The 26,362-nt window shown below is 42.0% G+C and carries 23 protein-coding genes and 1 pseudogene; 6 read left to right on the top strand and 18 right to left on the bottom strand.

From position 1 onward, the window contains the following. Positions 1–74 precede the first annotated feature (74 nt). From RMY27_RS18130 to RMY27_RS18115, 4 genes are all read right to left on the bottom strand, one after another. The gene (locus RMY27_RS18130; protein WP_322665513.1) at positions 75–1,556 is read right to left on the bottom strand and encodes an aminotransferase class I/II-fold pyridoxal phosphate-dependent enzyme; all 1,482 of its coding nucleotides are present in this window, start codon (positions 1,554–1,556) and stop codon (positions 75–77) included. 62 nt (positions 1,557–1,618) lie between these two features. Continuing rightward, a complete protein-coding gene (locus RMY27_RS18125) occupies positions 1,619–4,597 on the bottom strand; it encodes an AAA family ATPase (protein WP_322665511.1) in 2,979 nt (992 codons plus the stop codon). Between the two features lie 37 nt (positions 4,598–4,634). Then, entirely contained in the window at positions 4,635–6,218 is a 1,584-nt protein-coding gene (locus RMY27_RS18120) for a trypsin-like peptidase domain-containing protein (RefSeq protein WP_322665510.1), read from the bottom strand. Positions 6,219–6,278: 60 nt separating this feature from the next. Beyond that, complete coding sequence (locus RMY27_RS18115; RefSeq protein WP_322665508.1) at positions 6,279–6,590, bottom strand: CU044_2847 family protein; 312 nt, start codon at positions 6,588–6,590, stop codon at positions 6,279–6,281. A gap of 599 nt (positions 6,591–7,189) precedes the next feature. On the opposite strand from RMY27_RS18115, the gene RMY27_RS18110 reads away from it, so the two are divergent. Then, positions 7,190–7,897, top strand: coding sequence for a M15 family metallopeptidase (locus RMY27_RS18110; RefSeq protein WP_322665507.1), 708 nt, complete (start codon positions 7,190–7,192; stop codon positions 7,895–7,897). A 5-nt stretch (positions 7,898–7,902) separates the two neighbouring features. Here the strand turns inward: RMY27_RS18110 and RMY27_RS18105 are convergent, their stop codons facing one another. Next, positions 7,903–8,376: a TspO/MBR family protein gene (locus tag RMY27_RS18105; RefSeq protein ID WP_322665505.1), complete on the bottom strand. Its 474-nt coding sequence runs from the start codon at positions 8,374–8,376 to the stop codon at positions 7,903–7,905. 89 nt (positions 8,377–8,465) lie between these two features. Further along, positions 8,466–8,939, bottom strand: coding sequence for a TspO/MBR family protein (locus RMY27_RS18100; RefSeq protein ID WP_322665503.1), 474 nt, complete (start codon positions 8,937–8,939; stop codon positions 8,466–8,468). 268 nt (positions 8,940–9,207) lie between these two features. Between RMY27_RS18100 and RMY27_RS18095 the strand changes: the two genes are divergently transcribed. Continuing rightward, positions 9,208–9,411 carry a hypothetical protein gene (locus RMY27_RS18095; protein ID WP_322665501.1) on the top strand — a complete coding sequence of 68 codons (204 nt, stop codon included), beginning with the start codon at positions 9,208–9,210 and terminating at the stop codon, positions 9,409–9,411. An 85-nt stretch (positions 9,412–9,496) separates the two neighbouring features. On the opposite strand, the gene RMY27_RS18090 is transcribed toward RMY27_RS18095, so the two are convergent. Both RMY27_RS18090 and RMY27_RS18085 read right to left on the bottom strand, forming a co-directional pair. Next, positions 9,497–9,862, bottom strand: coding sequence for a type II toxin-antitoxin system PemK/MazF family toxin (locus tag RMY27_RS18090; RefSeq protein WP_322665499.1), 366 nt, complete (start codon positions 9,860–9,862; stop codon positions 9,497–9,499). Next, entirely contained in the window at positions 9,843–10,028 is a 186-nt protein-coding gene (locus RMY27_RS18085; protein WP_322665497.1) for a hypothetical protein, read from the bottom strand. Before RMY27_RS18085 ends, RMY27_RS18090 begins: the two co-directional genes overlap by 20 nt. A 264-nt stretch (positions 10,029–10,292) precedes the next feature. On the opposite strand from RMY27_RS18085, the gene RMY27_RS18080 reads away from it, so the two are divergent. Next, positions 10,293–10,430 (top strand): DUF433 domain-containing protein, encoded by a 138-nt coding sequence (locus RMY27_RS18080; RefSeq protein WP_322665495.1) that lies wholly within the window; start codon positions 10,293–10,295, stop codon positions 10,428–10,430. Here the strand turns inward: RMY27_RS18080 and crtR are convergent. Further along, entirely contained in the window at positions 10,405–11,295 is an 891-nt protein-coding gene (gene crtR, locus RMY27_RS18075) for a beta-carotene hydroxylase (protein ID WP_322665611.1), read from the bottom strand. The two genes, RMY27_RS18080 and crtR, sit on opposite strands and share 26 nt — an antisense overlap. Positions 11,296–11,676: 381 nt before the next feature. Between crtR and pyk the strand changes: the two genes are divergently transcribed. Beyond that, a complete protein-coding gene (pyk, locus tag RMY27_RS18070) occupies positions 11,677–13,446 on the top strand; it encodes a pyruvate kinase (protein WP_322665494.1) in 1,770 nt (589 codons plus the stop codon). 88 nt (positions 13,447–13,534) lie between these two features. On the opposite strand, the gene RMY27_RS18065 is transcribed toward pyk, so the two are convergent. The 6 genes and pseudogenes from RMY27_RS18065 to RMY27_RS18040 all read right to left on the bottom strand — a co-directional run bounded on the left by RMY27_RS18065 (position 13,535) and on the right by RMY27_RS18040 (position 21,347). Continuing rightward, the gene (locus tag RMY27_RS18065) at positions 13,535–15,316 is read right to left on the bottom strand and encodes a M61 family metallopeptidase (RefSeq protein ID WP_322665492.1); all 1,782 of its coding nucleotides are present in this window, start codon (positions 15,314–15,316) and stop codon (positions 13,535–13,537) included. Positions 15,317–15,461: 145 nt separating this feature from the next. After that, positions 15,462–16,145, bottom strand: coding sequence for a Crp/Fnr family transcriptional regulator (locus tag RMY27_RS18060; RefSeq protein WP_099101639.1), 684 nt, complete (start codon positions 16,143–16,145; stop codon positions 15,462–15,464). Positions 16,146–16,333: 188 nt separating this feature from the next. Further along, positions 16,334–16,894: pseudogene (locus RMY27_RS35530) on the bottom strand (pilus assembly protein PilB); the annotation flags it as partial. Between the two features lie 1,227 nt (positions 16,895–18,121). After that, a complete protein-coding gene (locus RMY27_RS18050) occupies positions 18,122–19,309 on the bottom strand; it encodes a HetZ-related protein 2 (protein WP_322665487.1) in 1,188 nt (395 codons plus the stop codon). 1,297 nt (positions 19,310–20,606) lie between these two features. Beyond that, positions 20,607–20,954, bottom strand: a complete 348-nt coding sequence (locus tag RMY27_RS18045; protein ID WP_012409276.1) for a carbon dioxide-concentrating mechanism protein CcmK — start codon at positions 20,952–20,954, stop codon at positions 20,607–20,609. 81 nt (positions 20,955–21,035) lie between these two features. Further along, positions 21,036–21,347 carry a BMC domain-containing protein gene (locus RMY27_RS18040; RefSeq protein WP_322665486.1) on the bottom strand — a complete coding sequence of 104 codons (312 nt, stop codon included), beginning with the start codon at positions 21,345–21,347 and terminating at the stop codon, positions 21,036–21,038. Between the two features lie 302 nt (positions 21,348–21,649). Between RMY27_RS18040 and RMY27_RS18035 the strand changes: the two genes are divergently transcribed. After that, positions 21,650–22,543, top strand: coding sequence for an alpha/beta hydrolase (locus tag RMY27_RS18035; RefSeq protein ID WP_322665485.1), 894 nt, complete (start codon positions 21,650–21,652; stop codon positions 22,541–22,543). 261 nt (positions 22,544–22,804) lie between these two features. On the opposite strand, the gene RMY27_RS18030 is transcribed toward RMY27_RS18035, so the two are convergent. The 3 genes from RMY27_RS18030 to RMY27_RS18020 are packed head-to-tail and all read right to left on the bottom strand — an operon-like array spanning position 22,805 to position 24,469. Continuing rightward, the gene (locus RMY27_RS18030; RefSeq protein WP_322665484.1) at positions 22,805–23,188 is read right to left on the bottom strand and encodes a tautomerase family protein; all 384 of its coding nucleotides are present in this window, start codon (positions 23,186–23,188) and stop codon (positions 22,805–22,807) included. A 16-nt stretch (positions 23,189–23,204) separates the two neighbouring features. Next, a complete protein-coding gene (locus RMY27_RS18025; RefSeq protein WP_322665482.1) occupies positions 23,205–23,834 on the bottom strand; it encodes a hypothetical protein in 630 nt (209 codons plus the stop codon). 2 nt (positions 23,835–23,836) lie between these two features. Further along, positions 23,837–24,469: a ParA family protein gene (locus tag RMY27_RS18020; RefSeq protein ID WP_099102086.1), complete on the bottom strand. Its 633-nt coding sequence runs from the start codon at positions 24,467–24,469 to the stop codon at positions 23,837–23,839. Positions 24,470–24,704: 235 nt separating this feature from the next. Between RMY27_RS18020 and RMY27_RS18015 the strand changes: the two genes are divergently transcribed. Continuing rightward, a complete protein-coding gene (locus tag RMY27_RS18015) occupies positions 24,705–26,087 on the top strand; it encodes a cytochrome P450 (RefSeq protein ID WP_322665479.1) in 1,383 nt (460 codons plus the stop codon). The last annotated feature ends 275 nt before the right edge of the window (positions 26,088–26,362 follow it).

Genomic DNA, 26,362 nt, shown 5'->3' with positions numbered 1-26,362 from the left:
TAGGTAAGTTTGACAAACGATGAACCATTGTGAGTAATGGTCTGAAATTATTATCCTTAAATTTACCATATAAGTCATTCTTTTACTACCTTTAGGGTGCGGAAACTACTATCAGCACAACCACCGATCGATCCTCCCATCGCCTGGATTTGTTGCAGATAGTCAAGGACGGGTTTGGTGATGACTTCTCCCGGCATTAACACAGGAATTCCTGGGGGATAGGGACAGACGATTTCGGCACAGATGCGTTTATTGATCTTTGTCAAAGGTAGTATTTCACTAATAGCAAAAAAGGCTTCACGGGGAGAAAGTTGTAAAGCATAATCTAGGGTTCTGTCTAGATTTAGCCAAACTTGGTTTTTAACAGTCAAGTTGCTTCGGCAATATTCTTTGGCGAGGGTGGTGAAACCTTGGACTAATTGTTCAATATCGGCTGGGGTGTTGCCCAAACTAATGATAAAGGTGAGATGTTGCAGTGAGGCGAATTCAGCAGTGACACCTAATTTTTCATCGAGAATTTCATCTGCTTCAAATCCGGTTAAACCTAAACCAGAAACAGTGACAGTTAGTCGCGTTTTGTCTAAAGTTACAAAGCCGGAAGATCCCCCCAACCCCCCTTTTAAAGGGGGGCTTAAAACTGATAATCCAGGAATTTGACTGATTTTTGTTCTAGCTTCATCAGCAAGTTGCAAAGTGCGAGACATCAGCATTTTTCCGTGGAGTGCCATTTGCTGACGCGCTGCATCTAAAGAAGCTAAAAGTAAATAACTAGGACTGGTAGATTGTAAGAGTTGTAAAGCCTTACTGATGCGATCGCAATCTATCCTATTACCTTGGACGTGCAGCATCGATGCCTGTGTCATTGCACCGAGTACTTTGTGAATGGATTGTACAGTTAAATCTGCACCTGCGGCTAAAGCTGGAGTGGGTAATTCGGGATGAAAGCCAAAGTGTGCGCCGTGTGCCTCATCTACGAGTAGAGGGATATTATATTGATGTGTAATATTGGCGATCGCACTTAAATCTCCGCAAACGCCGTAATATGTTGGGTAAACTGTCAACACTGCTTTGGCGTCTGGATGCTGTTGGAGTGCAGATTCTACAGCATTGGGCGTGATGCTGTAGGCAATATCTAAAACTGGATCGTATTCAGGATTGAGAAAAACAGGTATTGCACCGGAGAGAATTAAACCAGCGATCGCCGAAGAATGCACATTGCGAGGCAAAATAATTTTATCGCCTGTACCACAGGTAGCGAGAATTGCCGCTTCAATCCCACAGGTAGAACCATTGACAAGGAACCATGTTTGCGAAGCACCATAAGCCTCAGCCGCCAGTTGTTGGGCTTCTTGAATAACGCCTTGCGGTGCAAAGAGATTATCTAAATCTGCTAATTCGGTTAAATCAGCGCGAAAGACAGCTTTACCAAGTAAATCAGCCAAGGGTTGAGGAATTCCCTCACCTTGTTTATGTCCTGGAGTGTAAAAAGGCGCATGAGGTCTTGCTGAATTGGCTTTTAAGGCATCTAATAAGGGTATTTGATTTTGATTGAGCATTTAAATAAAACAAAGCGTTAATAATAAAAGTTGAAATCTGTTAAGGCATATTCATAAAATAATTAGCTTCTTACTGCACGCTCTCTCACCCATTGTTTTAACAGAGGAATTTCAAAATCATATCCTCCATTGATTTTGTGTAAAATATGATAACGCAACAAGCGGGTTAATACCTTTTCAGCAATTTCAGTAGTTATAGGTAATAAAATATCTGTCTTGGCAACTTGTAATAATAATTCTTGACCAATTACCATTTCTTCTGGTGTAGTTCCTGTAAATTCTGTCCAAATATTTGTAAAATAAGGCTGACCGGAAATAAATGCGTCATTAATAGAAGCTTGCAAGAGTTTAGTAGAAATAAAATTAGTATGGTTCAAGTTAGCTTGATTGACCATTGATGCACCCAATAATTGTAGGCAGTAAGGGTGACAATTGGTAAGCATTAATACTTCCTCTACAATCCCTGGAGCGTAAAGCAGTGCAAAAGCTGGATCTGGATTAAGCAATAATTCCTCGGCTTCGTTATGTTCAAGATAAAGCATTTCTATCGGGATAACGCTGATAAAATAGTTACTCCAATTTGGGCCTAATTCCTCTAAAGTTTGTACCCCAGAAAAGAGAAAACCGAGTTGTTCATAATGTTGAATTAAATGGCGCAGTTCGTCAAATAAACGTAAAGTTATCTGTCCCTTTTGGATAGCAGTACCGATTTTTTCAAATTCATCAAGGTTGAGAAGGATTCGCCGTTCTCCGATTTGGGCAAGTGCTTCATCCAACCAATCTTCTAAGGTGGTATGGGAACTAGCTTGAAAATCGGTGCGTTTAGGAATGTTTGGTAATTTAACGCCTTGACTTTTGCAGTCTTTATGAATTGCACGGACTAAGCCAAAGCAAAAGTCAGATTCGCTGGTGGTAATGGCGGAACTTTGCATATCCACAAATACGGGGAGGATATCACTGGGAAGTAGGCGGGGAAAGTTATACAAAAAGGAAGTTTTACCACAGCGACGGGGGCCATGCAGCACAAGGGTAGGTCGGTCACGGTCTAAAACTCGACGGACAATTTCATTGGCAAATCTCTGACGACCTTTAAATAAGTTTTTTTGGTCAAGTCGCACCGGATTTCCATATTGGAACGGGTTGATTAGTTCGCCTTGAGAGAGTTTACGTTGTTCATTTTGTTCCAGTTCAATAACCCTTTGCCAATGTTCCAGTACAGGTGTCCAGCGTTTGATGGCTTCGTCTTTAAGTCCAAGAGAGGGTAATTGGAGTTGTAATCTAACAAGCTTATTATTAATTTTTTCTAATCCTCGTTCTCGTAGGTGTATATTTTTATTTTCAAGTGCAGATTGAATATCTTGAATAATAGTTTTCAAGCGAGGAAGAAGGATAGAAAGTTCGGGTTTAACCTTTGGTAAAGGTATTTCTGGAGTAGGGGTGTCGCTGTCAGAATCGAGGTGATAGAAGGGGAAAATCAGGAAGGGTAATATAGGATGGTCGGAGTTGGCAGTAAATATTAGTTCTGAAATACTTTGAATTTGCTGGAGTTGGTCGGCGACGATTTGTGGTAAAGCGTTTTTCAGGGTTATTTGAAATCCTGGTAAGGAGAAAGTTTGGGTGTATTGAAAGATTGTTAAGGCTTGTTGAGGTCTTTCACAAAATTCAGAAACAAGAAGTTGAGCGTGATTCGGTAAAGGTATCCAGAGCAGTTCGCTAGTGTAAGGAGGTAATTGAGGTAATTGAAAAAATATTTTTGCTGTTTGGGCACGTAACCGCCTAATTGTTGAATCTGAAAATCTGAAAAATTTTAGTAAATAATGAGGAAATATATAATAACTACCTAAAGAGATAAAGTAATAATCAGGAAATATTCTGTAATAGCTGACTAATGTTACAGGGATAATTAATGCTGAACGCCATCCTAAATTTTGGGCAGAAAGAGTTATTAAAATCACTGTAATGGTGATAAAAACTCTGTGGTCTTTTGCTGGTGCAAGAGCAAAAGCGATTAAACTTGCAACAATCGAAAACCAAATAAGCGGTAAAGTAGCAACTCCCGCGACGACGACCGCGACGACGACCGCGACGACGACCGCGACGACGACCGCGATGACGACCACCACTCCGACCGCCACTCCGACTGCGACTCCGACCGCCACTCCTTCCGCCACTCCGACCGCGACGACGACCGCCACTCTGACCGCCACTCTGACCGCCATTCTGACCGTCATTCTGACCGCGACGACGAACGCCACGACGAACGCCACAACAAACGCTGCTCCGACCGCGACAACTTCCGCGACAACTCCCGCCACTCCTTCCGCGACGACGACCGCGACGGCGAACGCCACTCCTCCCGCCACTCCTCCCGCTACTCCGACCGCATTATCACTCTTTGTTATAATACTTTCTCTTAATACAAATAGGAGAAAGCCTGTCATTCCACTTACTAACAATAGAAACAACCAGTTTTGACTTGCTAACAACGCTCCTAACATTACACTGATTGTTCCTCCCACCACCATCACATTACGAGCAAAGGAAAGATGTTCTTTTTTTAACAGTTGCAATATTAACCAAATAGTTAATGATATAGATACTCCAAAAACTGCAAAACCTATCCCTATTTGAGGTAAAGGAGGTAAAACTTTAATAGCTTTTATTAGGCCCTTTAACCAGCTATCAGGCTGATTTAATACAACTATCAACCACAATAAAGGGATAAATAGTCCTAAATGCAAAAATAAAACTCCTGTCGTATAAGCAATTAACATTACACAAGGTAACTGTAACCAATCTAATAATTGATTACACTCAATCAATCTTAAAATAAGAGGGATATTAGAAATAAATAATAGTAATAGATACTGACTACGAAATCGCAAATTTTCAAAAAATAAAATCTCCAAAAGACTTGTGTCTTGTCTGCGTCCATCTTTTTCTTCTTGAGGCAACCATTCATTCATTCGTTGCTGAAGTCTTGAAGGACAAAACATTGCCCACCAAAATAGTTCCCAAGTTTCTCGCAAAAACAGCAACATTATTTATATTTAATATTTGAATCTTTGGCTTCTTGTTTTATCTTTGACCTTTCACAACCTCTGCAAAAAAACTGCTAAATAAACCTCCATTCTTTCGTAATAACCCATGACGCTGAAGCCTATCTACAATTGCCGGATCAGCAATAGGCAAATTCCTCTCTCCCAACTCATAACGCAATGCTAAACGTTCACCTTTAGTTAAATCTTTCCAAAGTTCTTCAAAACGAGGCTTTGCTTGAAAATTAAACTCATTTTTAGCTATTTCTTGATTCTTATTTTGCCACAACATCGCCCCCGCCATCTGCACATAATAGGGCAACCCTCCTGTTAACTCATCCACCCATTGTAATACCGCAGAATTAGGCAGAAATTCTTTCTGTCCTTTCTGGATGATACTTCGCCAAGCTTCCTCCTCTAATGCCCCTATAATAGTCATACTGAAAATATTGGCAAAGGGAGAACCCAGACTCAAAGTTTCGTAAACTTCATTAAGAGGGCGTTTGCTGGCAATTACCATTGTTAATAAACCCGCAGAAGCCTTAGAACGCCAATCTTCTCCCCAATCCTGAAACAATTCCAATCTATCTTTTTTACTAGCAATGGCTTCAAACTCATCCAATAAAATAATTAAACGATACCCTTCATCTACTAAGACCTGTAAGCCATCTTCTACTGCAAAGCCATCTTCATTATCTTCCTTTGACCAAGGAAAATTCCCTGTTAGTTTGTGAATCCCTCGCCTTAAGCCTTCAATAATCCCCTCTGGAGTATGAAAATTCTTACTCGTTAAATCTAAGAAAACAACTAAAGGCTTTTGTTCTGGCGAGCAAAATTCGCTGATTCTTTCTCTGATATATCGCAATAGAGAGGTTTTTCCATTGCGCCGCAAGCCTACCAAATTGACACATTGAGGGCTAATAGCGCCAATGCGGTTTTTAATTTCTAAAATCTCTTTTCTCCGTCCGTAAAAACGTTCTGGAGGAACAGGAAGACCATATTCAAATGGATTATCACCTTTGGGCTTTGACTGATGAAATTGTTTATTAAGTGAGCCAATTTCGGGAAACTGTTGCACAATAACTTTAGCCGAAACTGCCCGCCCACCTAAATCGTTACTCTCATCACGGGAAAGATGTACAATTCCACAAACTTTACCTGTTAGTAAATTTAGCAAAGGCGAGCCACTAAAGCCTGAGATAACTTGCCCTTGCTTTAACTTATAGAGAATAATATCCTGTTTAAAACCTATTCCTTCATATTTAAAGCTTGCTGAATCTCCCTGCGAATAATCAACTTCGCTATTCTTGGGATAACCGAAAATATATAAATCATCGTTGAGATTGGGTTCTGTGTCATCCAATTCAACACAGGGATGATCTAAACAATCCTCGTCCAGTTGTAAAAGCGCTAAATCAAGGGGATATTTGTATAATTGCGTAACTTTAGCTGTGTAATTCTGGTTTCCTGCTTTCCAGAATACTTGCACAGGGTTATCTTTTGCAGATTCGACTACATGGGCGCAGGTGAGAATCCAATTCGGTGCAACAAAAAAACCTGTTCCCTGACTACTGGCAACATTTAAACGCACTGTACAGCGTTGTAAATCGTCTTCGTTACCCATTAATTGCTCTTACCTAGCATCTTTGTAAAAAGATTACCACAACTGTAAAACAATCAACTGTTATTTATTCCATTCCATCGTAATTTCTAGGTTAGCTGTGCCTGTTCCTTTCACAATTAAAGCGGTTAGTTGTCCTGACTTAACTCCAATTTGTAAACCAAGTTTGACACTAAATTTATCTGGTTTAACTGTCTCGCTAATATCTTTTAATGTAACTGCGACATTTTCAGCAATGGATTTAATAATTTCTGTCGCTTGTTTAAAGACTCTGGTTTCAGCAGAAACAGGTTGTTCCCCTATAGGCGTAACCTCTACTTTAATTATTTTGCCGTCAGAAAGTTCAAAGGAAATAATTTTGGTTTTATCTGCCATACTTTATTTTTTATGTTAATTTTTAGTGCAAGGATATTCCTAAATAATGGAAAGAAAGTATATGGTATTGTTACATTTTTCGGACGCGATTAATTTGAGTATAATAACGATTATTAATATACTACACGTTACTTTGATCGTTTCATTTTTTGAAATGTTTCAGAACTTTATAAGCAGTAATTACAGCCTAAGTATTTTATATAGCGGTTCTCGGTTGAGTTAGGTACAATAACCCCCACCCCCAACTCCTCTCGAAAGGCAAAGCTGTTTCATTCGCTCAAAGGCTCAAAAAATACTTGTGTTCTGAACAAAAGTCCTTGTGTTCTGAACGAAAGTCTTTGTGTTCTGAACAAAAGTCCTTGTGTTATGAACGAAAGTCCTTGTGTTATGAACGAAAGTCCTCGTGTTCTGGACGAAAGTCCTCGTGTTCTGGACGAAAGTCCTCGTGTTCTGAACGAAAGTCCTCGTGTTCTGGACGAAAGTCCTCGTGTTCTGAACGAAAGTCCTCGTGTGTACACCATAGACCAGAGAAAGAAGAGACTCGTTACGCAGAATGCTATGCCTGCGTTAAAATCCGTAAGTCCTGCATGGCTGACTAGATGAGGCCCTATCATCAAATCCCAATTTTCGAGTGTGGTGAACCGATAATAGCGATTCCTTTAGAATTGTTTGCGGTGGAATCTCCCCATCCTTATGAAAAATTAGGTGCGCCTTATGGCGATCGCTCCCCCTATTATCTCCGTCAAAGCGTTATCAAAAATTTGATCCAAGCGCAAAATTATCTTAATGTTCTGCATCCTAACTGGCGTATCCAAATTTTTGATGCCTATCGCCCGATCGCAGTTCAGCAGTTTATGGTAGATTACAGCTTCGCCCAAGCAGTGCGGGATAGAGGACTGACTGAGGTGGAGTTATCACCAAACCAACGCCAAGAAGTTTGGGAAGCAGTTTATGCAATATGGGCTGCACCAAGTTTGGATGAAAAAACTCCGCCTCCTCATAGTACTGGTGGGGCGGTAGATGTAACGCTGGTAGATGATGCAGGGCAAATAGTGAATATGGGTTCGCCGATTGATGAAATGTCAGAGCGATCGCATCCCGATTATTATGCCAATAGCGATCGCTCAGAAACGCAAAAGTATCATGTTCATCGTCAACTATTGCGAGATGTAATGTTAAAAGCCGGCTTTCAACGCAATCCTAGAGAATGGTGGCATTTTTCTGTTGGCGATCAAATGTGGGCTTGGCTGAATAATCAATCTAATCCAGCCAATCCTGTCACAGCACGTTATGGGCGTCTTCCATAGATTCATTATGCATCTAGAGGATTCAACTCTTTTAACTCGTCGGTAGTGTAAGTACCAATGGGAGTCCAAACTAGATAAGGAAGGAGTAACAGCGCCGCCATGAGAGAAATCGGTAAAACGCAGATTGCCAAGACAACGCCTGAAATCAAACCGATTAGCCCAAGAACTTCCCCAACTTTGAGACTGCGAAACCTCAACATTGTAGGGATGTAGGCAACGGTGATAATTTCCACCAAGAGGTACAAAGCCATTAGTAGCCAAGTAATTAGGCTTCCGGGATTTTTTTCCCAGACAACATAAGCTGAAGCTGCACCGCAAATAAAAATCACAGTCCAAATAATTGGAATCAACGGCTCAAAAACTAGCCAACGAGGGCGACTTAAGTTTGCAAACCATTTAACATCACGTGGCGTGATGAAGAAACTACCAAGGGCGACGAAAAAAGTTACAGCCCCGATTATTATCCAAGATGGAATCATAATGCACTCCTGGTTGTGTATTTTGTCAAGTCATACACTGCAAGTTTGACAATTTAGGCTAGATGTTTAATCATTCCCTGGTGCGAATCTTAGGCATCTTGAGGATTGAGACGGATCATCTGCCAAGTGGTATAAGTACCAATGGGACTCCACAGCAAATAAGGAACTAATAGCAATGCTGCCCAACCAGAAATACTTAAAACTGCAAGTATCAATAAAGCACTAATTATAAAACCTGTGCCACCAAGAATTGTGCCCACTTTTAGACTACGAAGCTTAAACATTACAGGCGTATAGGCAATAGTAACTATTTCTAATAGCAGATATAAACCCATAATTAACCAGGTTGAGGTGCTTCCTGGGTCTTTTTCCCAGACAATATAAGCTGACCAAGCACCGCAAATAAATATTACAGTCCAAATAATCGGAATTGCGCCCTCAAAAGTTAGCCATCTCGGTCGTTGTAAACGCTTGAACCATTGGCGATCGCTAGGTGTAATCACGTTCGCGGCTAAAGCAACCAAGAAAGCCACGCCCCCAATCACCATCCAAGATTTAATCATGCCCGTTAGTCCTTTATAAGCGCTATTTATCGCTTAATATCACTCTTTATAGTGTGATTTTGTCAATTTAATTGCTAATTACTCATCATCCCTGAGTTTGAAACCTTCACATCGTTTGGCAGGATTTTCAATTATGGGAATTGGGCATCGCTATCGCTTTGGAGGCGTTGGCGTAGCCCGCCGTAGGCATCGCTTTATGTAAAAACTCTATTTTTTTTGGTGAGAATCAATTCCAGCCGACGGACATGATTAGTGTGATCTTATGTGAATGGCAGAGCCTTTATCAACCATTGCAACAGGAGTAGTAGTAGCATTTGGAACAGCAGCAGCTACAGCAGCAGGTCAAAAAGTTGGTGAGTATGGAGCTGAAAAAGCAATTGAAGCTTGGGAAGAAGGTTGGGAAAGACACGATGAGGCTGTCGGCGCTATGTTTTGTTCATCCAACTATGAGCTAGAAGAGGCAGAAGGGTAAAACTCTTTAAACCTATGTAATTGTTAGTGAACGGAGTTATAGATGTATCTATACTCCGTTTTATTCTTGAGTAATTGGTAGCCTACTATAAAGTGTTATCCACATCTCTTGAATCCTCATGCTGTTCCTCAATTTCCAAATCCAGAGCAAACATCAAAGCTTGTTTGATTTTGAGTAATGTTTCATCTGGCAGTTCGCCCAGTTTACGCTCCAGTCTTGCAGCAGGAATTGAACCTAGACCTTGAAGATTAGCAACAGAGCCTTGTCGTAAAAAATGCAATGCAGGCAGTTCAACTTCGTATGCGCTACCCCGATTTTGCGTAGTTACTGGTACATAGAGAACTAAAGCGCGGGGTGGAGTGGGATCATAGCGAGACACAACGACCACAGGACGCGTCTTGGCTGCAAGTCCTAAATCGACCAGCCAGACTTCACCAGGTTTCAGGTTCATCAATCAAATCCAATACTTCTTGTTCAACCACTCTGGAACGAAGAATATCTAGAGCATCCTGGTCTGCCAGTTCAATAATCTCTACAAGGCATTGCCGCACTTGTCGAGCAATGTCAGGTTGCCATTGACGTAGTTTTGTGTCGAGTTCTTGGACTAAAGCATCCATTTCAAGTTTCCATAATTAAGATATCGTATTTGCTTCTATGTTAAGGTATCTGCCAGCAGGCTAGCGTTGGTCATGATGCAGTTTTGTCAGTTAGCGATCGCACTTTGCAAGGGGACAATGGCATATATGCTGAGATTTCCAAGACAACCAGAGCTAGGTTCAGAAGGTAGTCTGTCGCAGACAAGCTTATATGACATTCAGATCGCGTGTTGTTCATAGCGACCCCGATATATTGGGGGAACTCCTATTTTTATAGATACTCGTGTGCCGATAAAAACCTTGCTCAATTATCTGAAAGCAGGTGACTCACTGGATGAGTTTCTAGATCACTTTCCTAGTGTCAGCCGTAAGCAAGCGATCGCTCTATGCAATAACTCTATTCTTTTTGATGATGAAATCTAATTCCTAAAAAGATGTCGTAAACAAACTCAAAAAAGTCCTTTTTTTGCAACAATCCTGAAGTTTGATAACATCCTTTTTCATCTAACAAGGGCTTCATCACATAATACGCAGGCTGGTAATTATACCAAGGAATAGAAGGCCACAAATGATGAATTAAGTGATAATTCTGCCCCATAATCAGGATATTGAGAATCGGGTTAGGATAGACGCGAGCATTTTTCCAGCGATCGCGCTCGGCAAAAGGACGATGGGGCAAATAGTCAAAAAATAGTCCTAGTGCTATGCCCACCACAAAAGCTGGTATAAACCAAAAATTGAGAATGTAACCCAAAAAGTGGTATTGCACTGAGATATAAACAATTACCCCGATAATTAAGCGGCTGATGAACCATTCTAATAGCTCATATTTACGCCACAGTCGCCGTTGAAAGAAAAACACCTCGTGGTACAAAAACCGCACTGCAATCAGCCACAGTGGCCCACCCGTAGAGACATAATGATCTGGGTCGTCTTTAGGATGATTAACATGTCCATGATGCTGTAAATGCACCCGCGTAAATACCGGAAACGCAAAAGCTAGCATCAACGCACTGCCATGCCCTAACATCGCATTCATCACCCGGTTGCGATGGGCAGATTGGTGACAGGCATCATGAATTACTGTTCCGGCACAATGCAAGGCAATCGTGTTAACGCAAAAACATAGCCAGTGAGGCCATTCCCAAAGCCAGTAACCAAAGTTGGATAACACCAGCATGGATACAGCTACAGAAAACAACAGCAGCGTCGGATTAAAATCACCAGGAGGCGCTAAAAATTCCTTGGGTGGGATTGTCAGTGGCTTTTGTGCCTCCGATGCGATCATCTCTAACATTGACTCCTTCTTGAGCAGACATTACGAATATACGATAAATATTAGTGAATAATAAAGTTTTGCAAAGTTTTGTATAGCAATATTTATCCACAGCTTTGCATATCAGCAGATGAATAACGCTATGATTCCAGACGAAGCCTAGTCTTTACTGATAAGTGGGGTATGACAATCGGCAAGAAGTTGATGGAATAAACTCCTTCGTTGGGGGGATGGATACAAGATTGATGTACTATATCTAGTCTATCCCACAGCCCCCACTCTCCCATAAACCCTCATCTAACTGCTTATATCTTATTGATATAGCAGTGACTGAAAAGGAGATGCCACTTAAGTTACGATGACTTCCCAGATAGCTCCCTAACTTCAGCCCCTATGCAATTACGAGATTCTCTGCGCCGGACAAAAATTGTCGCTACTATTGGCCCCGCCACTAGCAGTCCTGAAATGCTCAAGGCGATTATTGAAGCGGGAGCCACGACGCTGCGGCTAAACTTCTCCCACGGAACTCATGCCGACCATCAGCGTAGTATTCGCTTAATTCGGCAAACCGCTTTTGAATTAAATCAGCCAGTGGCTATTCTCCAAGACTTGCAGGGCCCAAAAATTCGCTTGGGGAAGTTTGACAACGGGTCTATAGTTTTAGCAAAAGGCGATCGCTTCACCTTGACAAATCGTCCGGTGGTAGGTACGCAAGAAATTAGCTGCGTCACTTACGATTATTTAGCCGAAGAAGTCCCGGTTGGGGCAAAAATCCTCCTCGATGATGGACGAGTAGAAATGCTCGTAGAGGAGATTAATCGGGATAAAGGTGATTTGCATTGTCGTGTCACCGTGCCTGGAAAACTTTCCAACAACAAAGGCGTAAACTTTCCCGGCGTTTACCTGTCAATTAAGGCAATGACCGACAAAGACCGAGAGGATCTAATGTTTGGTCTAGATCAAGGTGTCGATTGGGTGGCACTCTCCTTTGTCCGCAATCCGCAGGACATGATCGAAATTAAAGAACTAATTTCTAGTACAGGCAAGCAAGTGCCAGTGGTTGCCAAAATTGAAAAGCACGAAGCCATTGAACAAATGGAAGCGGTTCTGGCTTTGTGTGATGGCGTGATGGTTGCCAGAGGCGACTTAGGGGTGGAATTGCCAGCAGAAGATGTTCCGGTACTCCAAAAGCGGCTAATTGCGACAGCAAATCGCTTGGGGATTCCCATCATCACCGCTACTCAGATGTTAGACAGCATGGTGAGCAATCCCCGTCCCACTCGTGCTGAAGTATCGGATGTGGCAAATGCGATTTTAGACGGCACAGACGCGGTGATGCTCTCCAACGAAACCGCCGTGGGTAGCTTCCCTGTAGAAGCAGTGGCGACGATGGCGCGAATTGCCGAACGTATGGAGCAGGAAGAAGCCCAACACCTAAACCTACGTTCTGTGAGAGATGCTCGACGCTCCATTCCCAATGCGATTAGTCAAGCTGTCGGTCAAATTGCCGAACAATTAGGTGCAGCAGCAATTATGACCCTAACGCAAACGGGGGCAACAGCCCGCAATGTCTCTAAGTTTCGTCCTCACACACCAATTTTGGCAGTGACACCCCATGTAAATGTGGCGCGGCAGCTACAAATGGTGTGGGGAGTAAAACCGCTGTTGGTGCTAGGATTACCTTCCACTGGTCAGACATTTCAAGCTGCAATTAACGTGGCTCAAGAACTTAAGTTACTGTCCCAGGGAGATTTAGTAGTGATGACGGCTGGTACACTCCAGGGTATTTCTGGCTCTACAGATTTGATTAAGGTAGAGGTGGTGACGGCAGTACTAGGTCACGGAATTGGGCTGGGACAAGGTTCAGTGAGTGGTCGCGCACGCGTGGCTAATACTGGCATGGATGTGAGTAACTTTAATCCCGGAGATATTTTGGTTGCACCCCGCACTAGTGCCGATTTTGTAGAAGCAATTCGGAAAGCTGCCGGGATTATTACTGAAGATGAAAGTCTCACAAGTCATGCAGCAGTAATTGGGTTGCGTCTCGGTGTGCCAGTGATTGTCGGCGTGAAGCAGGCAACGCAGGCGATTCGGGATGGAGCGATTATAACGCTGGATCTGCAACGGGGTTTGATTTACTCTGGGGCGGTGAGAACGGCTTAGAAGCAAGGGAGCAGGGGAGCAGGGGAGCAGAGGAGTTGTAGTAAGTTTTATCCCCTCTGCCTCTTGTGCCCAATGCCCAATCCCTTTATCAAACTGTTGCGATCGCAGCCCCAAGCCATCCAGCAAAGTTTTGCTGCTGTATGGAGTTAGGATGTTCAACAGGTTTTACCTGATATCTAGTTGGACGTGGTGATGCAAGGGTGATGGAATAAGTACGCAGTTCATCTTGGTGGAAAACCGCGACTTGGATGGTATCGTTGGGTTGGTAATCTTTCAGGCGATCGCTTAAGCCACCTGCCGTTACCTTAATCCCATCAATTGCTAACAACTCATCACCTGCATCAATTCCTGCTACTTGTGCAGGTGAACCAGTCTCCACAAACTTAACGATCTCCCGCCCATTTTCTGTATTTATTCTCACACCCAGGTAAGGTTCTTCTTGCTGTTCAGCTACCAACTGCAAGCCAAAGGGTTCTAAATACTGATTAAAAGGCAAATCATCAGTACTATCAATGTAGCGTTTAAAGAAATCAGTCAAATCGATTCCGGCAACAGATTCGATAACTTCCTGTAACTGTTCTGGGGTATAGCCGATTTCATCTTGCCCAAATTGCTGCCACATTTTCAGCATCACGTCATCAAGGGAGCGCTGATTGTTGTGAGTAGAGCGAATCAGCAAATCCAGTAACAACGATACCATTTCTCCTTTTAAATAGTAGGAAATTTGGGAATTACCGCTATTGGCATCCGGGCGATAAAGTTTTATCCAGGCATCAAAACTCGACTCAGAAACGGGTTGTACCTTACGCCCCGGTGTAGTTTCATATCTGGTAATTTCCTTACTCAAGTTATTCAAATATGATTTAACATCATAAATTCCCGCCCGCAAAGGAATTAACAAGTCGTAGTAACTAGTAGTACCTTCACAAAACCACAATGATGGTGTGTAGTTTTCTTGATCGTAATCAAAAACTTCTAATGCTTTTGGGCGAATTCGCTTGACATTCCACAAGTGAAAGAACTCGTGTGCAACTAATTGCAGAAAGCGATCATATTTTTCCTGAGCGCGAAATCCAAAACGCTGGTAAATTAAGGAGCAAGAGTCTTTATGCTCCAAACCGCCAAAAGCTTGGCTAAATAAATGTAGCAGAAACACATATCGTTGATATGGCAAACCGCCGAACATCTGTGCTTCTACCTGAATAATTTTTTGGATATCAGCAATCATCTGCTGGGCTTGGAAATTTCCCTGTCCCCAGATTGCCAATTCATGGGGTTTTCCTAACACCTCAAATTTATACAATTGGTGGCTACCAATCTCAAAGGGAGTATCCACTAGAGTATCAAAATCGCCAGCTAAGAAAGTATTCGTTTCTTCACCAACGGGTGGTAAAGCAGTAGTTACTTGCCATTCCGGCTGTGGTGGTACGATGGTGACGCGAATAGGTTGCTTATCCCAGCCAGGTATTCTAAAAAATAGTGCCGCACCATTAAAATAACCGTGGCTGCTATCTAAGTGATTTGTTCGTACCGATAGCTCATTGGCAAAAATGCGGTAACGTACAGTTAATTCTGAAACATCTATTTTGTCTATCTGCCAGTGATTTTTACCGATCTTCCGCCAAGTTAAAGGCTTATTCTCTGCAAAAGCCTCAAAATCCTGTAAATTCTTGGCATATTCCCGGACTAAATAGGAACCGGGTGTCCACACTGGCAGTTTTAAATCGAGAATCGGTGAGGAATAATCGGCAAGGTGTAAAGTAACCTCAAACAGATGGGTTTCTGGTTGGGACATTGCCACCAGGTAATGAATCGTTGGCTCAGTTTCTTGGGCGTAGGCGTTGGGGCGAGTTGCTGTTGCTTCAGTCATTTTGCGTGCTGAGTTAATAATCAATGGGTAATTTTCCCATCATGACAAATTTGTTTTTAACATCGCACACAAACCGTCTTTCGTTCGTCATCATCCAAAAGAAGCAAGCTACGTGGAGCGTCTCATAGAGAATCGGATAAAAAAATCACACTTTGCCAGCCAAGTTCATCAACTGTTTGAAGTTCACAAGATAAGTAATATTGTTGGCGCTATCAATTTTTATCCACCCTTTTTCATGCAGCTTTTCCATGATTTTGGTGGTTTCTTCAACACCGATTTCTGTCACCTCTGCTAAATCTTTAAAGGGAATGTTAAAAATTTCTCTTCCTAAGTCTGATTCCTGACCATAGCTTTCACCTAAAGTCACTAGCGTATGAGCGAGTTTTACTGCTGGTGGTGAAGACCGCATTTGCAAGCGCACGTTAATTTGCCGCAATCGCCGCACCATCAGTTGCAACATGCGGTGATGTAACTGCGGATCTTTAAATAATATTTGAATAAATCGCTCTCTGGAGATACTAAGCAACTTCACGGGTGAAAGGGCAATGACATCAGTTGAGCGTGGAGATTCATCCAAAATTGCCATTTCTCCAAAAAAATCGCCACGCCCAAAAATTGCCAAAGCTACTGAATCTTCCCCGACGGTACGCCGGACTTTGACCCAACCAGAAACCACGAAGTAAACGGCGTTACCCCAGGCATCTTCCATCACAACGGCTCGCCCAGATGGGTATTCATGTTCAATTGCAACGTTGAGTAGCCATTCCAAAGTCTGTGGATTGGCTGTACTCATTAAGGGGAAAAGTTCACTAAAAACCTCAGTTAACATGAAATATTTGCAACAATAGGATTTAAGAGGGGAAACTAACTTTGCTACTATTAAGTTTGTTTAAACCGTAATCTTACTCAGAAGACGATCGCAAAATTTGTATTTATTTGGAGATGAATCTCTAAGCTTTATCAGTCTAGAATTCCATTACAACATAACAATTATGTATGCTAACGAAATCAGCGTTTTCACCTACTGACGGATGATTTACTCTTTGTTGGTGGATTGTTATCTAGTGCCAGTATTTTGATCTGTTGGTCTAAATTTTTCACTAATTGATTCAGGGTAACTAAAGCCTCTAATTGCTGAGAATCAAGGCTAGGATTTAGTAAAAGTTGTTCTTGTAGTTCATGTAACTTTATACTTAGTTGCTGAGAAATTCCTAAAGCATCGCGGCTTATACGCGTCAATTGTTGTTGTTGATAGAATTTTAATGCTGCTCCCCGCAATACTTGGAGTGTTGCCTCTTCGCCGTAGATTCCCGGCATGACTCGTAAGCGTAATAATAAGCGATTTTTTTGATACACGTATTCCTTTTCTACCTGTTTTGGCTCTGCAAGCGTGGCTACAGGCAGGGAAGCAAACCGCTTTAATTCATTCAGTACTCCTTGAAAAACTGAGAGCGGCAGTTTATCTAATACAGATTGCAAAACTCCATTGTCACTCCACAGTATTCTGCCTTCGTAAGCTTGTCTTTCTAAGTACAGCCGACCAATTCCCCCAGCCAAGATTCGCCCTAGTAATTCTTCTAGTAATTTTTTTGGTGGGAGTGTCGTTAGCAACTCAATCGGACTCAGTAGTTCGGAAGCTTGTGTGGGAAAAATAGGTAAATTGTTTGATGATGTGGTTTCAGAATTCTCTTCCGCTTGAGTTCTGGAAATAGGGGTGAAGAACGTCGTAGATTGAGATGATTGCTCTAGCTCTGGGATAAGAGGCAAGTCTACCCGCTGTCCAGAATTTTGACGCTTTTGTGTCTGAAACACCATTAATATCGGTTGTTGATTAGATTCCGAGTCGGCATTTAGGGAAGGGCTAGGTGTGTCAGCAATCATAGCTGGACTATTTGTTGGGGGAAAGTCCACTGTTGACTGATGCACTTGTTGGGCATCGAGCTGAGATGTATTCTTATGGTTGAGGTAGGCTGATAGTATTCTGCGGTGGGCATCGGCTGCGATCGCCTCAATCACCATTGTGCAATTGATAGAAGATAAAATACGACCAACGTAATCTAGGGCTTCGCTCTCTTGTGGATGAACCATGCCTAGCAAGAGGTTTTTATCTTCTAATCCAAAGGGCAAAATTTGGTGGTAGAGGCAAGCTTCAAAGGACAAAAGATGATCGATGAGGTGGAATATTTGTTCGCGATCGCCTTTTTCCTCCCACTTAGCTTGAGCGGCAGTTAGCATTTGCTGTCCATTTGCTGCTGTATCATTTAGTTCGCCCTTTGAAGACAACATAGATTTGATTCGTTGGTGTTTACTTATATTCTGCCTCTAATTCAATAGGTAGTTAATAAAGATACTTTGTTAAATTGTTAAAATTTCAATTATATATACTTAAGTAAATGTAAGTAGAAGATGAATTTTAGATTAGAGACTGGGGATAATACTGAGAATTGGGCAAAAGAGTGCTGTTAGCGGATAGCTAGGGTTGAGCCAGTGCTGAGTTTTGTTTATCTCCTTGTGCCCTTGTATCCCCTGCTGCTCGGCCACTGAGCGACTTGCCTTGACTTGTACCGAGCATCTCGACTTACTTCGACTATGCCCTTCTCTACGAGACGTTGCGCGTAGCTTGCTTCCACGTTCGCACAGGGTGCCGTAGGCAAGTGGTACGACTACGCTCTGTTACCACGCCAACGCCTACGCTCAGGACAAGCTCAGTACAAGTCACTTGATGGAAGCGGAGCCGAGGTAGCGAAGTCGAAAAGAGCCGAAGTGCTGCTCCCCACTCCCCCATGCTGAATTTCCCACTACAGGCTACTCTTGGGTTCTTAAAGCTTGGGCTGCAAGATAGACTTTGGTCCATTCGCCTAGTACTTGATGGGTTTTGAGTTTTAACTGTTGAGCTATGGCTTCTATTGAATTACCCGCTCTCCGCAAATTTAGGATCTGCCGCCCTAGAGGAGTTAATTTATCATCCAGTTGCTCCCATTGGTTTTGCGTTAATCCCAAGTTATGTTCTTGCAAGGAAATTGAGAGCCAGCTATCTACGAGTTCTGGTTTACCTTTGAGGGCAAAAACACGTACAGCATGGTAACTAATTTTTTCTCGCAGACGGTAGACTTCTTTAGTTTGCTTATTCAGCCTTTTGGCGATCTCTTCCTGGGATTTACCTTGCAGATACAGCTGTAGCCATTCCACTGCTTCTGCGCCGAGATTTTCTTGTAAATAATTTTCAAATTCTTTTTGTACTGTCTGGCGCAGCACCTGTTGTTCCTCTATTTGTTGTGCTTCTTGATATTCTGCGATCGCCTGACTATCGACTAAGTTAACTCGATTGTCACTGTCGTCTGTGAGAACTTCTTCTGACACTAGTCGAACCAAATCACGCCCTGGCACTTGGGTTAAACCACCGCGCTGAGTGCGACGCAAATAATTCACAAATCGGTAAGCTAATAGGGGCTGATTGCGTACTGGTCGCAGACAATATTCTTCTAAACTGGCAAATAGCAGAGCATCTCCCAATCTTCTATCGGTTGTATATTTGGCAATATCAGCCATTTGCTGTTGCATCTGGCTGTCGTTTTGGAGTAATTCTTGGAGTACTTCTTGTAATACATCCATCACACTGCGCTGGCGATCGCGGCTGAGGGAAACCCAAGTTTGAATCTTATTCCGTAATGTTACTAAACTCCCCAATCGGGTTATCAAGTTGCGATAAGCACGTTCTCGCCCCAGCCCCAAGTAGCGTTGACGTAAAATCCTCCAGCGATATTCCATCGCTTGCTTGGCGATATCAAATTCTTTAGGATTATACAGATCGAACCGTTTTGAGTCAGATCCCAACAGCCAGAGAATAATGCTTTGCCTCGCGGCTTCATTTTGGTCTGGACATTCCCCAGCCAAGCGCTTTTGCCAATCTAGAGCCAGTTTTTCCACATTTATTGTCATAGTGAGATTGCATTCCTCGAAACTCAATTTTGAAGTTTGCATCACAACCCCCATTCGTCCCACCTAATTGTTTAACTGGCAGCTGCCCCAGATTTCACGAATTTCATGAATTTCATGAAAATAGCTCAGTGATTCTACTTTTATTACGTCTGAATTCATTAAAATTATGCAGAAATTTCTACATTGATGCTTTGCTTTTACTTCAAAAAGTCAAAAACCAATGTATATCAGGCATTTGGGGCATTATGCCAATTTAAATTTTTTGTAAAGTTATGTTTTTTAGTTGAGAACAGAACTCTGCTTAAAGTGTGGAGGATACACCTTTCACAAAATGGATTAGGTAAATCTGACATTTTGTAACAGATCCGAGGAACGAATCTAATTTAACTCAAAGTTGGACGTTATTTCACTAGTATAAGTTTCAACTCTGTACAAACCCTTACGTAGTAAAATATTTAGTTGAATCTCAATATACCTAGTGTTCATGAAATTTGGATCTAAAGATTTCCTAACTCCTCTGATAAATTGGCTTAATTCTCTGTTTTTCAAGGAGGATTGGGCTTTAACTGAATCGTGTTCAGTCCATCTTTGTAATCTTTTATGATTTTGCTTAAGCGTATACAGCGGTTCTCAGTTGAGTGAGGTACAAGAACCCCACCCCAACCCCCTCCCCGCAAGCGAGGAGGGGAATATGATGTACCTCATGTGATTAGTAAACGCTATATACGTAAAACAGCCTGTAAAAGGTTGTTTAATAAGTCGTTGTATAAAATTTTAGATAAATACTATCGGCATAGCGTGGAATTAGTCTCACTATTCTATTTAACGTGAGTTCGACGGCGATCGCAAAAGCAAAAAGCTTGCCATGAAAAGAATAAGAGCAATTGACTTGGTAGAGAAGACAAAGAATTATTGAGAATAGGGAAAAAGAGTACAAAAAAAGCTGAGACTAAAAATATCTAACAAAAACAAGGGTCTCAGCCATGTCTATCATTGTATCCCGCCTCAACATCACACAAATATTCTGCGATCGCTATTGTTGATAGTAGGGATTGATAGGCAAATTTATTTTTTTAAATTAGCTTCTGTCACAACTATACATTTCGTATTAGGAAGTTATTCTTAAAACTTTTATATTCCGAAAAATCAATAGTCAACAGTCAATATTGGTTTTGACTATTGACTCTGACTCTTGCTTTGCCTCTGCTTCAAAATTCAACTTATGCCAAATCTAAAAACAGGAGGAATGCATTTCTCTAAAGTTTTGATAGTCAGAAGCCTGACAATAAACTTCTCTTTAAATTCATCTATGGGAAGTTTTTGTTTTGAATTCCCCCGCAGGGGGTTAAATCTATCGATTGTTCGATCTAACAATGGGATTTTCTACAGATTCTCGATAACCTTGGACTTGTTCTGTATAAGCAATTGGTAGAACAGCTTCAACGTTTTCATGGGGACGAGGAATAATCACCCAAGATTCAAGTGTACCGCCATAAACATTTTCTGCGGCTTCAACACCGGCAGCCATAGCGGCTTTTACTTCAGAAACATCGCCACGAATATTAACTGTAAAACGAGCGCTACCTACTCTGATATAACCAACAAGGGTAACTCGACCAGCTTTTACCATAGCATCTGCTGCTGCTAGCACCGCAGGAAAACCTTTAGTTTCAAGTGCTCCAACTGCCTGTAATGACATTATTAATCTCCTGTATGAACAAACTGGGGGCTACAAGTTAATTGTACGAAGCTTCGCTACAGATTTTGATAGCAAAATTGCTTAGAAGATGCGGAAAGGTTCTGATTCTTCAGTGAAATGGATTGGTAATATGGTTTCGACATTTTCTGGAGGATTGGGAACGATGTAGTGGGTAATTACTGTACCAACCTTTACTTCCTCTCCAGCCGCGATTCCGGCTTCAACAGCTCTATTTACTTCAGAAACCTGTCCCCGGACGGCGACTAACAAGCGAGCGCTTTCCGCTTGACCATAATACACAATTGTAACTGCGGCAGCTTTTACCATTGCATCTGCTGCTGCTAAGACACTCGGAAAACCTAAAGTTTCAATTACGCCAACCGCCATTGGCATGGCATTAGCTCCTGGATTAAGGGATAAGCGATTTTAATTGTACGTGGCTTTAGTCCCAATTTTGACATTTTGGAAAACTTTCTTTGATGCCATATTTTTTTTGGAGAGTAGAGATGCGATTAATTGTGTCTGTCCTGTAAGCGATTAGTCGCGTCTGTGGGAGTTAGAATATTTTAATATTCCCTAGCTTATATTTTATATATATATTACAAATAATACTTGAGCATTTTAGGTTGTATAACTTTATCGTTTAACAAAATCAGTTATGGGTGAAAGCAAGCTAGTACGATAAACTGAAATTTATGTTTCCGAATTTTCTTCCTACGGCAGTTGAGCAACTCACAGAACTTACTTCGATCGCACTAGCTCGGAGTATTCAAACAACTGCGATCGCTACTCCTTTAACTAATCAACCAGTTACTACAACATTTGTCAAGCAAGGGTGTGGTGGAACTCCCATTTTATTAATTCACGGCTTTGACAGTTCTGTATTAGAATTTCGGCGGCTTTTGCCACTACTTTCTGAAGATAATGAAACTTGGGCAGTGGATTTATTAGGTTTTGGGTTTACAGATAGACTTTCTGGAATTGCCTATAGCCCAACAGCGATTAAAACCCATCTTTATTATTTCTGGAAAAGCCTAATTAACCAACCTGTAATTTTAGTGGGCGCTTCGATGGGGGGTGCGACGGCGATTGATTTTACACTGGCTTATCCAGAAGCAGTCAAAAAGCTGGTGTTAATTGATAGTGCGGGGTTAGCGGGTGGTTCGCCATTGAGCAAATTCATGTTTCCCCCATTAGATTATTTAGCAACTCAGTTTTTGAGTAATATGAAGGTGCGCGATCGCGTTTCTCGCATTGGATATAAAAATCAAACTCTTGCCTCTATTGATGCGTTATGTTGTGGAGCATTACATTTACAAATGCCGAGTTGGCATCAAGCTGTAATTTCATTCACTAAAAGTGGTGGTTACAGTGCTTTTAGATTCACAGCCATATCAAAAATTGTGCAACAAACGCTAATTTTGTGGGGCGATTCTGATAGAATTTTGGGTACTAAGGATGCTATGAGATTTAAAAGGGCAATTCCACATAGTACTCTCACGTGGATTCAAAATTGTGGTCATCTCCCACACTTGGAACAACCACAAATCACTGCAAAGCATATTTTAGACTTTCGAGTTGAAAGATAGCTCAACTCTCAATAATTTTTCTGTAACGGGGATCTGGAAAGTTTTTCAACTGTTGCTAATGGCTTCTGTCATAGCTACTATTTTTTCTTTAATCATGTTTCACCTAATTTTAGGGAATGTAGCTAGAGCGATACCTCCGGTGAGCTTCTCTACGAGACGCTTCTCTTCGAGAGGCTTCGCCAACGCGAACGCTAACGCAAAACTGTCTTGCATTAAAGTGGGCATTATAATGCCCACCCTACAAGCTCCAAAAATTTACACTTACACTTGGTAATTTAGGTTTAATTCATCTCCTGTTGTTCCCCGGATACCCCAGTTGTGTTTTGGGGTTTCTGTAATCGTGATTTCTATATCTATAGGTGCAATTGCAACTTGTTCAGATAAGCGGGAAATCAACAACCTAATTAATTTCTTTTTCGTTTCAATAGTGCGTCCCTCAAACATACTAATCTCAATGATGATGTATTTCTCTGAACGTCCTGAAGGGTAGATGAAATCATCGGGTTCGAGAGGAAAGAACCGATGGAAACGCTTGTCTTGAGGATATACTAAAGCTTCAACAACACAAGAATGAATTGTGTCAGAAATGGCACTGCGAGAATGACAGATAAATGAAGCAGTGCCATAGATTTTGATTTGTACCATTAACCTTTAACTGACTCTAGTCAAGTAACCACATCTCATTAGAACTTTCAGGATACTCATTTGGTTGATTTTGTGGTTGATTTTGAGCTAGTGTTTCCGATGACCGATGTGATTTTTTGTAGTTAAGTGGATTGTAGTGGTCTTTTACTGGTTTGATCGCACTCGTTTCTTTGACAACAAGTTTAGATTTCTCTTCTGTTTTTTGTGCTGCTTTTTGTTTTAAAGAATTAATTTCTTCTATAAGCTGGGAATTTGCTTCTGCAAGTTGCAGTGCTGTTTTTTTGGTTTCATCAAGTTCTTTTGTTAGCTGTTCTAGTAATGATTTTTGTTCGGATACAAAAGTTTTTTGTTTAGATAATTTTGATTGCAAATCAGTAATTTCTTGTTCAAGAGATGCTTCTTTTTTGTGGCTTGTTTCTAGATTACTTGTCAACTCTTTGACAGTTGCTTCTAAATCAGCTTTCGTGGGACTTGTGCGCTTAGTAGAAGTTGGCTCAAGTGGTTGTCCTAACGATTCCTCATCATCTGAAGCTTGTTCTTCGACAATTTTTTCTGCTGTAACTTCGATCGCAGATTCACCTTCTGGGGGTGTAAATTTTTGCGCCTCTTCTTGTAGTAAGTCAGAGAGACTTTGTTTCCTAGCCATTATTATTTTCTCCAATCACGCTGTAATTCATCAGCTGCACGGCGGTAGTCTAATTCCGCCTCCCGTGCGTTTCCACCTCGCCATTGAGTAATCGCTACACCTTCGAGTGCCGCTCGTTCATGAGCTTTATAGGCACGGATGAAGGTATTACAAGTAGGAATACCTAAGCGAGTAAGAGTATTTTTTGCTTCTTGCGCTTCCCCCAGACTGCGCGTATCGACTTTGGTGAGCAATACCCGATGGGGGGTTCCCAAGGGGATGACGGCTTCCTTGACTGTTTCCACGAGGATTGCTAAATCCATTGCAGATGGGGGTGTAGGCAAAACTAGATAATCTGCGATCGCAACTACCGCCACTAATGCTTCAGAGCGCAGGGCGGGAGGTGTATCCACCACTACTAAATCGTAACCTGTTATCTTTGCTAAATCACTTAAAAGTGCGGGATCGGTTTCTTGAGATAAATCAAATCCCATTCCCTGCTGACTGCGCCCAAACCACCAACTGGCAGAACCTTGAATATCTGCATCAATCAGCAGCACCTTTTTTTTCTTCGCAAAGTTTGCAGCCAGATTGACTGCGGTAGTCGTTTTACCGACTCCTCCTTTACCGTTGAGAATAGCGATGATTTTTGGCACTGCTTACTTCCGATGCTGCCTCTTGAGTGCTGAGTTAGGAGTGCTGAGTGCTGAGTTAGGAGAGACGCGATTAATCGCGTCTGTACAAGAGTTATTATTATCCTCTTTATCTTCTTTTCAGTTCCCAGTTTCCAGTCTCTAGTCCCCAATCATGAATATACCGCTTTCTGTAACCTTAAGTAACATGAAAAGTCGTAACAATAAAATTCAGAAGCCATCAACTCCACAAAATTCTATGACAACTACTTACAATTTGCCCGATGGGCCTCAAATGCCGCGCTGGCTGCGGATGATCAAGTTTATTACTCAGCCAGTGAAATATGTGGATGATTTTGCCCAAATCTACGGTGACACTTTCACGATCAGGAGTAGTCGCTCTGATAACCATCTAGTATATTTTAGTCAACCCCAAGCGCTTGAGCAGATTTTTACTGCTGATTCCAGTCACTTTGAGGTTGGGAGGGGGAACACAGGACTAACATTTTTACTCGGCGATCGCTCCTTTATGTTAGCGGATGGCGCTCGCCACCAGCGCCAACGCCAACTCTTAGCTCCTCCTTTTCATGGTGAAAGGATGCGGGCTTACGGCGAGGAAATTCGGGAAATAACCCGACAGGTGACTAATGAATGGCAAATTGGTAAGCCTTTTAAGATCCGTGAGTCGATGCAAGAAATTACCTTGCGTGTTATTCTGCGGGTTGTATTTGGTTTGAATGATGGACAGCTGTTTGAAGAACTGAGGCGATCGCTAAGTGACTTATTAGACTTTATCACTTCGCCCATAATGTCCAGCGCCTTCTTTTTCCAGTTCATGCAAAAAGATTTCGGTGCGTGGAGTCCGTGGGGTTGGGTTCTGCAACAACGGCAAAAAATCGATCGACTGATTTATGCTTTACTGCGAGAACGTCGGGCTGAACTCGATCAAAATCGCCAAGATATCCTAAGTTTGATGATGGCGGCTCGTTACGACGATGGTCAAGGGATGTCAGATGAAGAATTACACGACGAGTTAATGACATTGCTAGTTGCGGGACATGAAACTACCGCTTCAGCATTGACGTGGGCTTTTTACTGGATTGATCGTTTACCAGAGGTGCGTGAGAAGTTGCTAAAGGAACTCAACACCATTGGAGTTAAGCACGATTTGAGTAGTGTAGGTAAATTGCCCTATTTGACAGCAGTTTGCCAAGAGACATTGCGACTTTACCCAATTGTCATGACTGCTTTCCCGCGGATAGTAAAGACCCCAATTACAATTATGGGCTACGAACTGCGAGAGGGAACAGCAATAGTCCCTAGCATTTATTTAGCGCATCATCGGGAAGAAGTTTACCCACAATCCAAACAGTTCAAACCAGAACGCTTTTTAGAAAGACAATATTCACCTTATGAATATTTACCCTTTGGTGGCGGTAATCGTCGCTGTATAGGGATGGCATTTGCCCAGTATGAAATGAAAATCGTCTTGGCAACTGTTTTGTCAGAATTTCAAGTATCGCGAATGAATAAACGTCCTGTGCGTCCTGTGCGCCGTGGGTTAACTTTAGCCGCACCCGCCGGAATGAGGATGGTTGCAACACCTCAAGTTAAGCGTGTGAATACACCGGCGCTAGTTTAGGTAAGTAGGGTGGGCATTTTAATCCCCACCCTAACTTCGCAATTGGCTAATATAATCTCGTGTTCGATCAATAAACACTCACATAAAAAAATACTATGTACTAAAAATTTATGCACATTATCAGTCGTGCAAGACTTGTTGAGTTCTGGAAAAAGCACTCTAATGCACAAACTAGTCTGCTCAGATATATGGCAAGACCCCTGGAACACTTATTACTAAAACGTATAGCCGTAGTCACATAGATTAGGACAGTGTTGATTGCTCAAAGGCTTGAA

Origin of the sequence: Nostoc sp. DedQUE09 (genome assembly GCF_034530915.1) — a bacterium.
In the GTDB taxonomy this organism is placed as follows: domain Bacteria; phylum Cyanobacteriota; class Cyanobacteriia; order Cyanobacteriales; family Nostocaceae; genus Nostoc.
Note: the sequence above shows the minus strand (reverse complement) of the source record. Positions and strands in the feature narration are given on the sequence as shown.

Bases quoted from the DNA above. Each gene is read 5' to 3' on its own strand.
- RMY27_RS18085 (WP_322665497.1), bottom strand. From the start codon at position 10,028: ATGGATGCTTTAGTCCAAGAACTCGACACAAAACTACGTCAATGGCAA.
- RMY27_RS18045 (WP_012409276.1), bottom strand. From the start codon at position 20,954: ATGTCATTACAGGCAGTTGGAGCACTTGAAACTAAAGGTTTTCCTGCG.
- RMY27_RS18130 (WP_322665513.1), bottom strand. From the start codon at position 1,556: ATGCTCAATCAAAATCAAATACCCTTATTAGATGCCTTAAAAGCCAAT.
- RMY27_RS18090 (WP_322665499.1), bottom strand. From the start codon at position 9,862: ATGAACCTGAAACCTGGTGAAGTCTGGCTGGTCGATTTAGGACTTGCA.
- RMY27_RS18100 (WP_322665503.1), bottom strand. From the start codon at position 8,939: ATGATTAAATCTTGGATGGTGATTGGGGGCGTGGCTTTCTTGGTTGCT.
- RMY27_RS18065 (WP_322665492.1), bottom strand. From the start codon at position 15,316: ATGACTGAAGCAACAGCAACTCGCCCCAACGCCTACGCCCAAGAAACT.
- crtR (WP_322665611.1), bottom strand. From the start codon at position 11,295: ATGATCGCATCGGAGGCACAAAAGCCACTGACAATCCCACCCAAGGAA.
- RMY27_RS18120 (WP_322665510.1), bottom strand. From the start codon at position 6,218: ATGGGTAACGAAGACGATTTACAACGCTGTACAGTGCGTTTAAATGTT.
- RMY27_RS18110 (WP_322665507.1), top strand. From the start codon at position 7,190: ATGAGGCCCTATCATCAAATCCCAATTTTCGAGTGTGGTGAACCGATA.
- RMY27_RS18115 (WP_322665508.1), bottom strand. From the start codon at position 6,590: ATGGCAGATAAAACCAAAATTATTTCCTTTGAACTTTCTGACGGCAAA.
- RMY27_RS18040 (WP_322665486.1), bottom strand. From the start codon at position 21,347: ATGCCAATGGCGGTTGGCGTAATTGAAACTTTAGGTTTTCCGAGTGTC.
- RMY27_RS18015 (WP_322665479.1), top strand. From the start codon at position 24,705: ATGACAACTACTTACAATTTGCCCGATGGGCCTCAAATGCCGCGCTGG.
- RMY27_RS18060 (WP_099101639.1), bottom strand. From the start codon at position 16,145: ATGTTAACTGAGGTTTTTAGTGAACTTTTCCCCTTAATGAGTACAGCC.
- RMY27_RS18095 (WP_322665501.1), top strand. From the start codon at position 9,208: ATGGCAGAGCCTTTATCAACCATTGCAACAGGAGTAGTAGTAGCATTT.
- RMY27_RS18025 (WP_322665482.1), bottom strand. From the start codon at position 23,834: ATGGCTAGGAAACAAAGTCTCTCTGACTTACTACAAGAAGAGGCGCAA.
- RMY27_RS18030 (WP_322665484.1), bottom strand. From the start codon at position 23,188: ATGGTACAAATCAAAATCTATGGCACTGCTTCATTTATCTGTCATTCT.
- RMY27_RS18125 (WP_322665511.1), bottom strand. From the start codon at position 4,597: ATGTTGCTGTTTTTGCGAGAAACTTGGGAACTATTTTGGTGGGCAATG.
- RMY27_RS18105 (WP_322665505.1), bottom strand. From the start codon at position 8,376: ATGATTCCATCTTGGATAATAATCGGGGCTGTAACTTTTTTCGTCGCC.
- RMY27_RS18050 (WP_322665487.1), bottom strand. From the start codon at position 19,309: ATGGGGGTTGTGATGCAAACTTCAAAATTGAGTTTCGAGGAATGCAAT.
- RMY27_RS18035 (WP_322665485.1), top strand. From the start codon at position 21,650: ATGTTTCCGAATTTTCTTCCTACGGCAGTTGAGCAACTCACAGAACTT.
- pyk (WP_322665494.1), top strand. From the start codon at position 11,677: ATGCAATTACGAGATTCTCTGCGCCGGACAAAAATTGTCGCTACTATT.